Raw genomic sequence first — 14,500 nt, forward strand, 5'->3', positions numbered from 1 at the left:
GGGAGACGTCAGCTGGCGCCGCCAAGCCCGGCGGCACGCAGGGCCTCCACCAGCCGGTTGGTCAGATCGGCGGGATATCTTCGCTCGACGAAGATTGTGCGCGGATCGGCTGCGAATTTCGGAAATTTGGTGGTCAGTTCCTGCAGCAGCCTGCTCGCCAGCTTCTCGCGGCCGGCAGCCTTGGCGCCGATCAGCCGCGCCGCCAGATAATGCGATTTCATTTCAGTCGTTCGCAAGCCGTCGCTGGCAAGCGTGGCCCTGTTCATGTCGCCCATCATGAACTCTCCGGCGAACAGCCCGTAATCCCACCATGTCGGATGGGCGCTGGCGATGTCCACCGCGTGAGCAAGGATCGGGGCGCCCTCGCTGTACTTGCCGGCGAAAACCAGCCCGTAGCCGTAGGCGGCGGCCATTGCGAGATCGTAGGGATTGAGCTCATAGGCCTTGCGCATCCAGCGGATCGATTCCGCGGAATCGCCCATGCGCGAATTGAGGTAACCAAGGGCGCGGTGCGCGTAGGGGCTGGTCGGGCCCATCTGGATGGCGCGATGGGCAAACGTCATGGCTTTGTCGATCGTCGCGTCGGCGGGGTAGGGATAGTGGTCGGTGACCGCTTCGAGATGCAAGGACGCGAGTTCCGAATAGACGAGCGACGACTTCGCCTCCCGGTTGGCAAGATCTTCGAGGCAGCGGTAGGCGGCTTCATGCGTCTGGGCATTCTGGTCGAGATAATATTTGCCGTTGAGCACCAGACACGCCGTCAGCCCGGTCTGGATGCCGCTCTGCTCGATGTAGTTGTAGATCGTGCCCGAGGCGGGAAGAGCCGAGGTCAAAATGCCGGAGATCTGGTCCTCGATGGCGGTGTTCGCGCTGTCGCCGGCGGTCAGGTTGCGTGAGAGCAGCACGCGGCCGGTCGCCACGCTTTGCAGCTCGAGCATGATGTCGCCGCTACGCGGCCCGGGCAGGACATCGAATACGAAGCTGGCGGCGTCGGTTACTGGATCGGGCGGGCTGTCGGCATCACGGCCGATGAAATTGATGGTATCGAAGCCGCTGAGGCCGGCGCGCAGCGATGCGGCGACACGGCGAGCCAGGTCGCTGTCGGCCTTGATGGCGATGTAGACCTGGGGGAGGTTTTCAACCGGAGGCGCTGCAATGCTGCCGGTCGCCACCGCGGTCTCGACCGCCGTGTCGCCGCCGGTCAGCAACACCACGCTACCCTGGCGAAGGATCAGCACACCCAGCATGAGGATGACCAGCGCGATCGCCAGCCAGAAGAACTGCAAATGGCGTTGCAGCGAAGGAGCAGCAGGGGCGACGGCTGGAACGCTCAGCAATGCAGCCGGATGTGCCCGGTTGCGGGCATCTTCCGGCGATCCGGGCGGGGCGTTTGTCGCCTCCTCTGTCGCCGGCTGCGGCTTGCTCTCTGCCTTAGCCTCTGCCGGCAAGCGAATGGCGTTGAGTTCGTACGACGGAACATAGCCGCCACGCGGAATGGCGATGCGGACCGGTTCGGCAACGCCCTCATTGGCGAAATACTGCTGCAGAAGCTCGCGCAGCCTGCCGGCCTGCACCCGCACCACCGCATCGGTCGACGGATCGAAATCGCCGTCCTTGCCGAACACGTCCATCGCGATGGAGAAGCCCTTGAGCCTATCGGCTTCGCCTGCCTGCTCGCGCTCGACCAGGTAGCGGAGCAGCTTGCGCGCGCGCTCGGATCGTCCGAACGTTTCGCTGGCAAGCAATCGCTCCAACGTTTCGCGCACTGCGGGGGCGGCAGGCGTGGTATGCTGCAAGTGTCGATCCCTTCGAATTCGGCACAGGTTGAGGTACAATCATATCGCGCTGGCGGCGCCTTACAAGCATGTGCTTATGGTGCGATAGCGTACCCACCGGATAAAATTTCCGGTGGGCTGATGCGCGGGCCTGGCAGTCCCGGCTAGCCGCCCTTTCGGCCGACGATGCGGTTGGCCGCCGAAACCACGGCTTCGAGCGAGGCGGCGACGATGTTGGTGTTGATGCCGGCGCCGAACAGCTTGCCGCCCGGATGTTCCATCTCGACATAGGAAATGGCCGAGGCATTCGAGCCGCGCTGCATGGAATGCTCGGAATAATCGAGCACCGACATCGGCACCCCGACATGGCGCGACAGCGCATCGACGAAGCCGTCGATCGGGCCGGTGCCGGTGCCTGATATGGTCACCTCCTTGCCCCTGTCGAGGATCACCGCTTCAACCACGCGCCGGCCCTTGACCTCGGTGTCGGGATAGGTGTGGTGGTCGAGGAACTTCAGCCGCGCGCCGGGCTGGTCGACATAGGTGTCGAGAAAGCGCTCGTAGATGCGCCTGGCCGGCACCTCCTTGCCTTCGGCGTCGGTGATCGCCTGGATGGCCTGGCTGAACTCGATCTGCAGGTTGCGCGGCAGGTTGAGGCCGTAATCCGCATGCAGCACATAGGCGATGCCGCCCTTACCGGACTGCGAGTTGATGCGGATGATGGCTTCGTAGCTGCGGCCGACATCGGCCGGGTCGATCGGCAGATAGGGCACCTCCCAGTGCGGCGTGTTGGCCTTGCGCAGCGCCTTCATGCCCTTGTTGATAGCGTCCTGGTGCGAGCCGGAAAAGGCGGTGTAGACGAGCTCGCCGACATAGGGATGGCGCTCGGGGATCTTCAGCTGGTTGGAGTATTCGTAGACGTCCTTCATGCGGTTGATGTCGGAGCAGTCGAGCCCGGGATCGACGCCTTGCGTGTACATGTTGAGCGCCAGCGTGACGATGTCGACATTGCCGGTGCGCTCGCCATTGCCGAACAGGGTGCCTTCGACGCGGTCGGCGCCCGCCATCAGGCCGAGTTCGGTGGTGGCGATGCCGGTGCCGCGGTCATTGTGCGGATGCAGCGAGATCAACAGGTTCTCGCGGTTGTCGAGGTTGCGGCACATCCATTCGATGCGGTCGGCATAGATGTTGGGCGTCGACATCTCGACCGTGGAGGGCAGGTTGATGATCAGCTTGTTCTCCGCCGTCGGCTTGACGATCTCGGTGACGGCGTTGCAGATCTCCAGTGCCACTTCGAGCTCGGTGCCGGTAAAGCTCTCCGGCGAATATTCGAAACGGTAGCCGCCGCCGGCTTTGGCCGCCATGTCGGTGATCATCTTGGCCGCGTCGGTGGCGATGCGCTTGATGCCGGCGACGTCCTTCTCGAAGACGACGCGGCGCTGCAGCTCGCTGGTCGAGTTGTAGAAATGGACGATCGGATTGGTGGCGCCCTTCAGCGCCTCGAAAGTGCGGGTGATCAGTTCGGGCCGGCACTGCACCAGCACCTGCAGCGAGACGTCGGCGGGCACGTTGCCTTGTTCGATGCACCAGCGGGCGAAGTCGAAGTCGGTCTGCGAGGCCGACGGGAAGCCGATCTCGATCTCCTTGAACCCCATGTCGAGCAGCAGGGCGAACATGCGCGCCTTGCGTTCCTGGCCCATCGGATCGATCAGCGCCTGGTTGCCGTCGCGCAGGTCGACCGAGCACCAGATCGGCGCCTTGTCGATCACTTTCGAGGGCCAGGTGCGATCGGCAAGACCGACGGTCGGATAGGGCTGGTACTTCCGGGCAGCATCCGGCATGCCCCTCGCGGGGCTGGCGGTTTCCTCTACATTCAGACGGATATCTTCTCGTGCGTTCATCGTCTTTTCTCCCTGCGGCTCGCGGATCCAGCTTCAGGCGGATTGGTGGCGAGCGGCGCCTTTATCAGAATTTCGTTCGCTTGATGTGACGTGCCAATTTGTGACTGGCCAAGGAGCGTGCGCGTGAGCGGCGAATTCGACCGCCGGGCGCTCCTTCAGCGAACCCGGCGATCGCCGATAAGGCCGAGAAGCAGCAGGGTGGAGGCGAGCGCGCGAACGGTCTGGCCGGCAATGCCGGTCGGACGGGACGCAAAAGAGGTGGCGCGCGGGCTCATGGCGGATTTCATACAGGAGCGGGCAAAGCGAGGCAAGTGGGGGCATGGGAGATGGGTGAAGCTGCCGATCCAGCCTCTCAAGACCTGGGTTCCTCGCCGTCGCGAAACGGGGGAGAGGAACCCAAGCTGCAATGAAGGCGCGGCGCCGACATCAAGCGATTTTTCCTGATTACAGCAACTTTGTTCTTGCTTTGTGCCGGCAGCTATGCTACTAATTTGGGTATGGTGCTGACTGGCGCCGAGGACCCGCTGTCGTGGCGGGTTTTTTATTTCACGGTTTTGGCGTCACCTTTCGCGGGCCCAGCCGCTCACCTGATCCAGTTGCTCTTCCCCGAGCCCGGCAAATGCGCCAGAGTCGATTGTCGGCGGGGTGCGATGGCTTGCCGCCGGGAGGGATCGTCCATGAACTTCGTGTTCTTCTCGCCGCATTTTCCAGCCAATGGCGCCGATTTCTGCGACCGGCTGAAGAAGGCCGGCGCCACCGTGCTCGGCATTGGCGACGCGCCGTTCGATGCGCTGGACGGCAAATTGAAGGCAGCCCTTTCGGAATATTACCGCATCGACGACATGGAGGAGTACGAGCCGGTGTTCCGGGCGATCGGCCATTTCATCCACAAATGGGGCCGCGTCGACCGGTTCGAATCGCTCAACGAGCATTGGCTGGAGCTGGAAGCCAATATCCGCACCGACTTCAACATCTTCGGCACCAAGCTCGACTTCGTGAAGAATTTGAAACGCAAGAGCCGCATGCGGGCGTTCTTCCGCAAGAGCGGCGTCGAAACCATCCCGCAACGCAAGTGCTCCGACCGCGCCGGCGCCATGACCTTCATCCGCCGTGTCGGCTATCCCGTGGTGGTGAAGCCGGATTCGGGCTCCGGCGCCTCGAACACTTTCAAAATCTCCAACGCCGGCGAACTCGACAGCTTCTTCAGGGACAAGCCGGAAGGCGTCAGCTTCGTCATGGAGCAATTCATCGAAGGGCTGGTGGTGACCTATGACGGGCTGGTCAACCGCGACGGCGAGGTGGTGCTGGCCGCCAGCCACCGCTACGACCAGAGCGTCATGGAGGTGGTCAACCGCGACCGCCATATGAGCTATGTCTGTTTTCCCGAGATCAGCCGGGCGGTCGAGGAGGCCGGCAGGAAAATCCTCAAGGCGTTCGACGTGCGCGAGCGCTTCTTCCACATCGAGCTGTTCGAAACCAGGGACGACCGGGTCATCGCGCTGGAGGTCAACATGCGGCCGCCTGGCGCCTGGATGACCGATGCCATCAATTACACCTTCGATATCGATGTCTATGCCGCATGGGCCGACATGGTGGTCAAGGACGCCGCCGGCGGCCCTTACAGGGGCAAGTATTTCACCGCCTATGCCAGCCGCAAGCGGCACCTCAACTATGTGCACAGCCACGCCGACGTGCTGGCCGCCCATGGCGGCATGATCGTCCATCATCACGCCATCGAGGAGGTTTTCAGCCGCGCCATGGGAAACTACGCCTATCAGCTGCGCTCCACCGACCCGAAGGCGCTGCGCCGGGCGGTCGACTACATCCATGCGGAAAAGGCGTGAGCGATGGACGTTTCCTACTACAAGGGTTTTGGCCGCAACCTCGGCCGCGACATGGAATACAAGCGCTACGGCCATGCCGGCCGACCCGTGGTTGTGTTCCCGACTTCGCAAGGGCGGTTCTACCAGTTCGAGGATTCCGGCGCGGTTTCGGCTCTCGCCGAGTTCGTCGACACCGGTCGCATCCAGTTGTTCACGCTGGACGGCATCGATGCGGAATCCTTCTTCGACCACCATGCCGAGCCGGCCCATCGCATCGCCCGGCATGAAGCGTATTTCCGCTATGTGCGCGAAGAGGCGCTGCCGGAACTCCTGTCTGCCGCGGCCGAGGCCAATGGCGGGCGTACGCTGAAGCCGCTGTTTTGCGGCTGCTCGATGGGCGGCTACCATTCGTCGAATTTCGTCTTCCGCTTTCCGGAACTGGCCAGCGGCGTCATCGCGCTGTCGGGGGTTTACTCCACCCACGATTTCTTCGGCAGCGCGCTCGACGGACAGATTTTCTTCAACTCGCCGCTCGACTACCTGCCGGGTATCGTCGATCCGGGGCTGCTTGTCAGGCTGAAGGCGCTGCGGCTGATCTTCTGCTGCGGGCAGGGTGCCTGGGAGGAACGGATGCTTGCCGATACGCAGGCGCTGGAACAGATCCTGCGTGACAAGTCGATTCCGGCCTGGGTCGACTACTGGGGCGGCGATGCCGCCCATGACTGGCCGTGGTGGCACAAGCAACTGGTCTATTTCTTCGCTCGCTGGCTGGACGACGATCTGATGCACCGGCTGGATTAGGCCACCTGGAGGAAGGAAATGACCACGCCCGATGCCATCCGCCGCTTTGTCGAAGCCACCAACGCCGGCGACACCAAGGCTTTCCTCGAGACGTTCACGCCCGATGCCTTCCTGAGCGACTGGGGCCGGTCGTTCAAGGGCCGCGAGCAGATTGCGCGCTGGAACCAGTCGGACAATATCGGCGTGCAGTCCAAACTTAGCATCATTCGTATCGAACCGGCGGGCGAGACCTATCACGTCCGCATTGCCGTCACAGGCAACGGCTTCAACGGCGAGGGCGACATGGCATTCACCGTGGACGGCAACCGCATCTCCAGCCTGGTGATCAGCTGAAGGATATTTTGAGGGCCCTTTAGGCCACCTCGCCGCCACGGCCGCCGTTGCTCGCGCGGGACTCATTGGCTTGATGCCAAAAACATGACTATGTTTATCATCTTTTAGTGGAAACGCCAGGCCGGCTGTGGCATGCCGCAAAGGCGCCGACGTCCAGGGCGATCTCGAATTCAACGGCATCGAAAGGCTTAGCGATGGAGCAATTGAGTGCGCAAACCCGGATCAGCGGTGCCGCCATCCGGTCGGTGATGGACAGGCTGCGCGCCGAGCATGGCGAATCCGAGATCGATACCGGCCTTGCCGATCATTGGGAATTTCGCACGCATTACGGCTCGTTGAAAGCGACGCTCGGTGACGACAACGTGCTGATCCGCGTCGCGGCCGAGGATGAAACCTGCCTGTCCTACATGAAGATGGCGGTCGCCGGCCATTTCTCGCAACATCTCGGCACGACCAGGGGCATCGCTTGGCAGGGCGACGGCAGCGATGCTGGCACGCCGGTGTTCTTCCGCGAGATCACGGTGCTGTCCTCGACGCGGATTTCTCCGCATATGCAGCGCGTCCGCTTCACCGGCAACGATCTCGGCCGCTTTGGCCGTGGCGGCCTGCATGTGCGGCTGCTGCTGCCGCCGCGCGGCAGGCTGCCGGTGTGGCCGTCGATGGGCGCCGACGGCCTGATGGTCTGGCCGTCGGGCGAGGACGCGCTCGTCGTGCGGGTCTACACGATCCGGGCGCTGGACGCCGCAAGCGGCTGGCTGGATGTCGATTTCGTCCTCCACCCTGGTATGGATACGCCGGCGGCCGCTTTCGCCGAAAAGGCAGTTGCCGGCGAGATCATCGGCATGATCGGACCGGGCGGAGGTGGCGTGCCCGAGGCGCAAAACCTGCTGCTGCTCGGCGACGACACCGCGCTTCCGGCGATCGGCAGGATCCTGGAGCAGCTTTCGCCGTCAACCCGCGCCGAAGCGTTCATCGAGGTCGATGGTCCCGACGATCGGATGCCGCTGGCCGCGGGCGAGGCCGTTGCCGTCACCTGGCTCTATCGGCATGGGCGCGAGGCCGGCACGGCCAGCCTGTTGCCGGTGGTGCTGCGGCAGCGGAACCGCACCGCGCTTGCCGACAATCTCTATGTCTGGGCCGGATGCGAGTTCGGCGATTTCCGCGAGATCCGCAGGATCGTCCGCAAGGAATGGGGTGTGCCGCGCGACCGGCATCTGGTCACCGCCTACTGGCGCCGCGGGGCGCAAGCGGCGGACGGTGGCGAAGAATAGTGCGCGACGATGCTCCGCGGTCACCGGCGGTCGGATACGATGATGATCGCCGGCACCGCCAGCAGCGCGACGAGGCCGGCGCCGGCGAAGAACGCGCCATAGCCGAAATACTGCGCTGCGTAGCCGGCCGCGATCCCGCCGGCCATGCTCATCAGTGCGTCCATGCACTGGAACAGCGTGAAGTCGACGCCCGCCTGTCTTGGATCTGACCAGCGCATGAACTGCGCGTAAAGCGCGACGAAACCGAGAGCCATGAAGCCGGACGAGCTGAGCACCGCGATGGCCATCAAAGCGGTGGTCGAGAAGCCACCAAGAAGATCGAAGACCGAAAAGAAGAACAGCGATCCGGCCTGCAGGAAAAGCGCCAGGACGAGCACGTTGCGCGGGCCGAACCATTTGACGAGAGCGCCGCCGGCGAGTGCGGCAGCCAGGCCGACGAACATGCTGCCGACGCCGTTGACAAGTCCGACCATCGAGAGGTCGAGCCCGGCGTCGATCAGGAATGGTCCGAGCATGGCGAGTGCCGCCTTCTGGGCCAGGACATAGATGGCCGACGCTGCCAGGCCGCGCCGAATTTCGGGACGCTTCAACGCGTCGAGGAGGCTGGGAACATGCTCGCGCGTCTCCTCGCGCGCGCGGCTGGCCGCGCCGAGCAGGAAGGGCAGACCGAGCGGCAGGAGCAGCAAGGCCATCGCCCAAACGGCGATGCGCCAGCCAAAAGTGTCGACCAGAAGCAGAAACAGGCCGGCGCCGATGGCCGAGCCGAGATAGGCGCCGCCGACCTGCGCGGCATTGCCCCAGCCGTGGTTTTCCCTGGCCAGGCTCTGCACGGCGAAACCATCGCAGGCAATGTCGACCGTCGAGGCGGCGAAGGCGACGACGGTCAGGCAGGCTAGGACCGGCCACCAGGCCTCCGGGCCGAGCGCGCCGACGGCCCACAGCCCGGCGATGGACGCAAGTCCACCGGCGGCGACGATCGTGCCGGTGCGGTTCTTGCCGACCGGCGGCAGCCGATAGCGCTCGACGGCCGGCGCCCATAGAAACTTGAGCGCCCATGGCAGCGCGATCAGCGAAACCAGGCCGATCCGGTCGAGCGGCAGGCCCTGGTCGCGCATCACCGCCGGCAGCCCCGCCCAGGTGATGCCGCCGATCACACTCTGCGCGACGTAGAGCCCGCCGATCGCCAGGACGATCGCGACAGGCGTCGATGCCCGGCTGGAAACGGCGATCGACATCAGAAGCGGTAGCGCAGGCTGGCGAACAGCGAGCGGCCCTCGTCGCGGTAGCAATAGCCGGCCGAGCAGATGGGTTTTTGAGTGTCGAACAGGTTCTTGGCGTTGACCTGCAGCTTCACGCCCTCGAGCTTGGGGTTGCGGTAGCCGAAATCGTAGGAGAGCGAGGCGTCGACGAAGGCGCGCGCGTCGTTCTTGAAGGTGTTGGTGTCGTCGCCATAGCTCGAGCCGGCAACGCGAACGCCGCTGCCCAGCCCGAGCCCCTGCAGCGTGCCGTCCTCGAACTGGTACTGCCCCCAGAGCGACAGGATGTGATTTGGCGTCGCCGACAGTTCCTTGCCTGCGGTTCCCGTGGCGCCGCGTTCGATTTTCACGCGCAGATAGGTGTAGGAGGCGAGTATGCTGAGGCCGTTGTCGAGCGAGGCGCTGGCTTCCAGTTCGACGCCGCGCGAGTTCAGGTCGAGCTGGCGCTGCTTGTTGATCCCGGTCGAGGCGTCGAAGACGACGCCATCCTTCTGGTCGATGTCGAACAGAGCGGCGCTGACGGCGGCGTTGTAATCGGCAAACTCGTATTTGACGCCGATTTCCTTTTGCGTCGCGATGGTCGGACGGGCGACGCGACCGATCGGGCTGCTGACATCGTCATAGACGAAGCCGATATTGGGCGAGAACGACGTCGAATAGTTGACATAGGGCGTGATGCCCCATTCGGTCTGGTAGGACAGGCCGAGCCGGCCGGAAAGGGCACTGTCGTCCTGCTTGGACCTGGTGAAGTCGGCGGCGGTCGAGGTGGTGTCGGCCCAGTCGTAGCGACCGCTGGCGAACAGGGTGAAATCGTTCCACTCCATCTGGTCATGCAGATAAGCGCCGAGCTGGTTCATCTCCTGCCCGCCAGAGTAAGGAACCGGAGCGGCCTTGATGTCACCGACGGAAACGTAGGAGATACCGCTGCCGGCGTCATAATTCGACCAGGCGTAGTCGATGCCGGCTACCGCCGTGTGCCTGACCTGGCCGGTATCGAATTCGAACTGCGCCATGTTGTCGACGACGAAGTTCTTCATGGTCTCGGTGTAGTGACCCCAATAGCGTTTCAGATCCACGCCGTCCGGGTAATGACCGCTATATTCGATGTCGCTGTCGACGGCGCTGTAGCGAAGGTTCTGCCGGACCGTCAGCACGTCGTTGAAACGGTGCTCGAACTCGTAGCCGATGCGGCCCTGGGTCTGGTCGAAGTCGTTCCAGGCGGGATCGCCCTCGTAGAGGTTCGTCAGAGCGCCGCCTGAATTGTAGAAGGCAGCGGTGCCGCCGGTGACGGATTTCGAATATTCGCCGAGGATGGTCAGCCTGGTATCCTCGTCCGGCTTGAAGGTGACGGCCGGCGCCAGATAGATCTTGTCGTCGGGATAACCGGGCAGGTCGGTGTCGCTGGTGCGGCCGAGGCTGGTGAAGCGGTAGAGAATGCTGCCGTCGTCGTTCACCGGGCCGGAAGCGTCGAGTGCGGCCTGGAAGCGATTGTGTTCGCCGAGCAGCATTTCGATTTCGCGGAACTGTTCTTCCTTGGGGCGCTTGGTGACCAGATTGACGATGCCGCCCGGACCGCTGATGCCGTAAAGCGAGGAGGCCGGACCCTTCAGTATGGTGACGCCCTCGATGCCGTAGGGCTCGGTCTTGAACCAGGCCGAGGGGCCGTTGTACTGGCGCAGCCCGTCGCGGAACATACCGTTGTAAAAGGCCTGGAAGCCGCGCAGGAAGAAGGCATCATAGCGGGTGTCGAAGCCGAAGCTGTTCGGATTGGCGCTCGCGACATAGCCGAGCGATTCATTCAGCGTGCGTGGCTTCTGGTCCTCGATCTGCTTTTGCGTCACAACCGAAACGGCTTGCGGAATCCTAGCGATCGGCGTGTCGGTTTTGGTGCCGATGCGGTCCTTCTTGGCGACATAGCCGTCCTGCACGAGGATCTCGTCGCTCTCGGCATCGACCTCGATCTTGTTGAGAACGGTGACGCCGCCCTGGTCCTGGGCGTGAGCCGGCCCGGACAGGCCGAGCAGGGCCATGCTGCCCGGCAGTGATATCCCCAGGAGCCATGTCATCGTCCGTTTCCGCATCAACTCGTCTCCACTCTTCCGTACATTGACGGAAGGGGCTCTCAAATCTGAGTATTTGAGTCAAGTTATTTTTTGAGCTCGTGCGGGTGCTGGCCCGATACGGTCGGCGACAGCAAAGTGCGACCGGTTTCAGGAAAACCGGCTGCAATCAGGGAGAGGCAAGCTGCTATGGTTTGAGGCTTCTCGCCACCAGCCGCGCCACGCTTGGGCCGACCAGAAGCACGATCAGGAAGCGTGCCGATTGCAGCGCCATGACGAAGGAGATGTCGACATGCTGCGCGGCGGCGGCGATGATGGCGACGCTGTCCATGCCGCCGGGGCTGGTTGCCAGATAGGCGGTCAGCGGATCGATGCCGAGCAGGCGGCTGATCAGGAAGGCGAGGCCGCCGCAAAAGACGATCAGGGCAATGATCGAGCCGACGATCTGCGGCAGCGCGCGGGCCGCGTGGCGCAAAATGGCCCTGGTGAAATTCAGGCCGATGCTCCAGCCGATCATCGTATAGCTCAAGGCAAGCAGCCAGGGTGGCAACTGCATGGTCACGCCGAGCCCGAGATGGATCACGGTGCCGAAAATGAAGGTGCCGAGGAAAAACGGCGACGGCAGCCGGAAAAGCTTTCCGGCGAGGCCGCCGACCAGCGCCACGCCGAATGTTGCGGCCAAGCCTTGCGGGTCGACCGGTGGGAACCAGACGATGGCCGGCACCTCGATGCCTGAGGTGTCGACCCAAAGCTTGGCCACCAGGGCTGCCGTCATCGAGACGCAGATGACGCGCAGATACAGCATGAAGGCGACGAGGCGCTGGTCGGCGCCGAAGGCACCGGCCATCAGCACCATGGCGGTGGCGGCGCCCGGCGACGAGCCCCAGACCGCGGTGGTGCCGGGCAGGATGCGCCAGCGGCTGATCAGCCAGCCGAGCAGGCTGGATGCCGCGACCGTCGCCATCACGACGCCAAGGAACAGCGGCCATTCCCTGTAGAAGACGGGAAAGATATCGGCCGAGATGGAACTGGCGACCAGGCAGCCGACGACCGCCTGGGCTGAGCCGAATAGAACCCGCGGCACGCGCACCGTGGCGCCGTTGGTGCCGGCAGCTATGGCCGCCAGCATCGGTCCGATCAAGAGCGCGGCGGGCAGGGCGGCGAGCTCCAGCGCGCCGGCAAACAGCACCGAGACCACCACCAGGACGGGCCACTGCCAGGCCTTGTGGATCCGCGCCAGGTGCTCGATGGCCGGCGGGTTCGGGGAGGAATCCATAGATGGGCTCTTAGACCGGTCGCGAAAAAATGCGAACCCTTTTTGCGCGGAAAAGGGCTTGGGTGGTAATGGCACCAACCATCCGCAGCGATCCTTCGCGCCCCCTCTGGCCTGCCGGCCAGAGGAGGCGCTGTCCCATAGGCCTCTCCCTCTATCCCGCCTTCACCGCCGGCAAGCCGAACCCGCCAACAGGATGCGTCTCCACCTGGAACTCGAAGCCGGCGATGATCGGCCGTGCCTTGGCGATTGCCGCCTGGACTTCGGGCAGCTGCAGCGAAGCCTTGTGGCTTTCGGCGTCGGTCCACACTTCGGTCACCCAGATCGCGTCGGCATCGGCCGGGTCGGTGGCGATGATGTAGTTCAGGCAGCCGGGCATGGCGCCGGTGCTGGCGAGCAGGATATCCATCATTGCGTCACGCTGGCCGCGCATCGCCCGCATCTTGCCGATCAGTCCGTACATTCGCTTTGCTCCGTTGAGATGACGCAACCAGGAGTATGCAGTTCGCCGTCTACGGCATCAACTGCCCGCCATTCACCTCGATCACCTGGCCGGTGATGTAGCCGCTCAACAGATCGGAGGAGAGGAACAGATAGGCGCCAACGCAGTCCTCGGCGGTGCCGGCGCGGCCCTGCGGGATGGTGGCGATCATGCCCTTCATCTGGTCGTCGGTCGAGTAGCGCTCGTGGAAAGGTGTCGCGATCGTGCCGGGCGCCACCGCGTTGACGCGGATGTTGAAACCGATCAGCTCCTTGGCCATGCCGCGCGTGACGTTGGAGACGAAGGCCTTGGCCGAGCCGTACAGGCCGGCGCCGCCGCCGGCGCCGTTGCGCGCGGCGATCGAGGAGGTGTTGACGATGAAGCCACCCTGCCGCTTCAGCCATGGGATTGCCTTGCGCGAAGCTGTCAGCACGGAACGCGCGTTGAGGTCCATCACCGCGTCGTAATGCGCCTCGGTCTGCTCGGCATAGGCCACGCGGCCGAGCATGCCGCCGGCATTGTTGACGAGGCCGTCGAGCCGGCCGAAATGTTGCGCACTGTCCTCGACGACGCGCTCGACATCGGCGGGAATCGAGAAATCGCCCTGGGCGAGGAACACGTCGCCGCCGCCGTTGCGAATGGTCGCGGCCAGGTTTTCGGCAGCCGCGCGGCTCGAATTGTAATGCAGTGCGACGCGGCATTTCTGCGCGGCGTAGGCGAGTGCGAGCGCCGCGCCGATGCCGGTCGAGGCGCCGGTGACCAGGACCGCCTTTCCGGCAAGGTCGGGGATGACGAGAGAGGGGCTGACAAGGGTGGTGGTGGCTGGCACGTCTATTCCTCCGGGGACTCTGCCTGCTCTTCGTAGGCCCTCGCAGTCCTCGCGTTCAAGTCCGTAAAAGTTTAGGGCGGTTCACCGTTTCACGGAAACGGCGAACCGCTCCCTCTTTGTCTTGACGCAATTCCGGACGGCAAACCGTTTCACACTTTTCCTGGAATTGCCCTATGGCCTGAGATAGGCGTAGCCCTGGCGTTGCAATTCGGCGAGCTTGACGACGCCGCCCCTGTCGGCTGCATGGAAGCCGTCGAGCAGGTCGGCCAGGCCGATATCCATGCCGTGCATGGTGTTGGCGCAAGCGTGCGGGCTGAGCCCATCCTGGACAAGGCCGGCGAACCGCCCGGAAATGGCGGCCGATATACCCTTCGACTTGAAGGCGGCAAGTGCCGGGCCGTGCACGACAAGCGCGATGTCGACTTTGCCGTCGGTGCCTTCGAAGTGGTTCTTGATGTTGCCGAGCACGAAATTGACCTTGTCGAGATCGCTGAGGTGATAGGCGACCTTTTGCCTTTCCTCTTCGACGGCCTTGACTTCAATGGCTGCCGCCTTGGTGGGGCGCAGCCCGAAAAGCCCGGCGGCTCCGGCAAGACCGACGCGGAAAATATCGCGGCGTCGCATGGCTTCATCTCCCATTTGGCCGGCCGGCGCAATTTGCGTGGCCTCGACCTCGATCCTAGCATAAATTGAAGCC

12 protein-coding genes are annotated in these 14,500 nt (G+C 63.8%); 4 read left to right on the forward strand and 8 right to left on the reverse strand.

Going from position 1 to position 14,500, the window contains the following annotated elements:
* Window positions 1-8: 8 nt before the first annotated feature.
* Window positions 9-1,796: a tetratricopeptide repeat protein gene (locus tag NKH67_RS07035; protein WP_352469695.1), complete on the reverse strand. Its 1,788-nt coding sequence runs from the start codon at window positions 1,794-1,796 to the stop codon at window positions 9-11.
* A 143-nt stretch (window positions 1,797-1,939) separates the two neighbouring features.
* On the reverse strand, window positions 1,940-3,676 hold the full coding sequence (leuA, locus tag NKH67_RS07040) for a 2-isopropylmalate synthase (protein WP_352469696.1): 1,737 nt from the start codon (window positions 3,674-3,676) through the stop codon (window positions 1,940-1,942).
* A gap of 677 nt (window positions 3,677-4,353) precedes the next feature.
* Between leuA and NKH67_RS07045 the strand changes: the two genes are divergently transcribed.
* From NKH67_RS07045 to NKH67_RS07060, 4 genes are all read left to right on the forward strand, one after another.
* Window positions 4,354-5,520 carry an ATP-grasp domain-containing protein gene (locus NKH67_RS07045; protein WP_023679540.1) on the forward strand — a complete coding sequence of 389 codons (1,167 nt, stop codon included), beginning with the start codon at window positions 4,354-4,356 and terminating at the stop codon, window positions 5,518-5,520.
* A 3-nt stretch (window positions 5,521-5,523) separates the two neighbouring features.
* Window positions 5,524-6,300, forward strand: a complete 777-nt coding sequence (locus NKH67_RS07050; protein ID WP_352502233.1) for an esterase family protein — start codon at window positions 5,524-5,526, stop codon at window positions 6,298-6,300.
* 18 nt (window positions 6,301-6,318) lie between these two features.
* On the forward strand, window positions 6,319-6,633 hold the full coding sequence (locus NKH67_RS07055) for a nuclear transport factor 2 family protein (RefSeq protein ID WP_352469698.1): 315 nt from the start codon (window positions 6,319-6,321) through the stop codon (window positions 6,631-6,633).
* A gap of 194 nt (window positions 6,634-6,827) precedes the next feature.
* Window positions 6,828-7,904 (forward strand): siderophore-interacting protein, encoded by a 1,077-nt coding sequence (locus NKH67_RS07060; RefSeq protein ID WP_352469699.1) that lies wholly within the window; start codon window positions 6,828-6,830, stop codon window positions 7,902-7,904.
* A 20-nt stretch (window positions 7,905-7,924) separates the two neighbouring features.
* Here NKH67_RS07060 and NKH67_RS07065 read toward each other — a convergent pair whose 3' ends face one another.
* From NKH67_RS07065 to NKH67_RS07090, 6 genes are all read right to left on the reverse strand, one after another.
* Window positions 7,925-9,139 (reverse strand): MFS transporter, encoded by a 1,215-nt coding sequence (locus NKH67_RS07065; RefSeq protein WP_352469700.1) that lies wholly within the window; start codon window positions 9,137-9,139, stop codon window positions 7,925-7,927.
* Window positions 9,139-11,226, reverse strand: a complete 2,088-nt coding sequence (locus NKH67_RS07070; RefSeq protein WP_352469701.1) for a TonB-dependent siderophore receptor — start codon at window positions 11,224-11,226, stop codon at window positions 9,139-9,141. The genes NKH67_RS07065 and NKH67_RS07070 overlap by 1 nt, the downstream gene beginning before the upstream one ends.
* Window positions 11,227-11,407: 181 nt before the next feature.
* Entirely contained in the window at window positions 11,408-12,496 is a 1,089-nt protein-coding gene (locus tag NKH67_RS07075) for an AbrB family transcriptional regulator (RefSeq protein WP_352469702.1), read from the reverse strand.
* Between the two features lie 151 nt (window positions 12,497-12,647).
* Window positions 12,648-12,956: a putative quinol monooxygenase gene (locus NKH67_RS07080; RefSeq protein ID WP_352450553.1), complete on the reverse strand. Its 309-nt coding sequence runs from the start codon at window positions 12,954-12,956 to the stop codon at window positions 12,648-12,650.
* A gap of 49 nt (window positions 12,957-13,005) precedes the next feature.
* Entirely contained in the window at window positions 13,006-13,803 is a 798-nt protein-coding gene (locus tag NKH67_RS07085) for an SDR family NAD(P)-dependent oxidoreductase (protein ID WP_352450552.1), read from the reverse strand.
* Between the two features lie 171 nt (window positions 13,804-13,974).
* Window positions 13,975-14,427, reverse strand: coding sequence for a DsrE family protein (locus NKH67_RS07090; protein ID WP_352450551.1), 453 nt, complete (start codon window positions 14,425-14,427; stop codon window positions 13,975-13,977).
* Window positions 14,428-14,500 lie beyond the last annotated feature (73 nt).

The organism is Mesorhizobium sp. M0968, from assembly GCF_040319065.1.
In the GTDB taxonomy this organism is placed as follows: Bacteria; Pseudomonadota; Alphaproteobacteria; order Rhizobiales; family Rhizobiaceae; genus Mesorhizobium.

Bases quoted from the DNA above. Each gene is read 5' to 3' on its own strand.
- NKH67_RS07090 (WP_352450551.1), bottom strand. From the start codon at position 14,427: ATGCGACGCCGCGATATTTTCCGCGTCGGTCTTGCCGGAGCCGCCGGG.
- NKH67_RS07070 (WP_352469701.1), bottom strand. From the start codon at position 11,226: ATGACATGGCTCCTGGGGATATCACTGCCGGGCAGCATGGCCCTGCTC.
- leuA (WP_352469696.1), bottom strand. From the start codon at position 3,676: ATGAACGCACGAGAAGATATCCGTCTGAATGTAGAGGAAACCGCCAGC.
- NKH67_RS07065 (WP_352469700.1), bottom strand. From the start codon at position 9,139: ATGTCGATCGCCGTTTCCAGCCGGGCATCGACGCCTGTCGCGATCGTC.
- NKH67_RS07055 (WP_352469698.1), top strand. From the start codon at position 6,319: ATGACCACGCCCGATGCCATCCGCCGCTTTGTCGAAGCCACCAACGCC.
- NKH67_RS07080 (WP_352450553.1), bottom strand. From the start codon at position 12,956: ATGTACGGACTGATCGGCAAGATGCGGGCGATGCGCGGCCAGCGTGAC.
- NKH67_RS07075 (WP_352469702.1), bottom strand. From the start codon at position 12,496: ATGGATTCCTCCCCGAACCCGCCGGCCATCGAGCACCTGGCGCGGATC.
- NKH67_RS07060 (WP_352469699.1), top strand. From the start codon at position 6,828: ATGGAGCAATTGAGTGCGCAAACCCGGATCAGCGGTGCCGCCATCCGG.
- NKH67_RS07050 (WP_352502233.1), top strand. From the start codon at position 5,524: ATGGACGTTTCCTACTACAAGGGTTTTGGCCGCAACCTCGGCCGCGAC.
- NKH67_RS07045 (WP_023679540.1), top strand. From the start codon at position 4,354: ATGAACTTCGTGTTCTTCTCGCCGCATTTTCCAGCCAATGGCGCCGAT.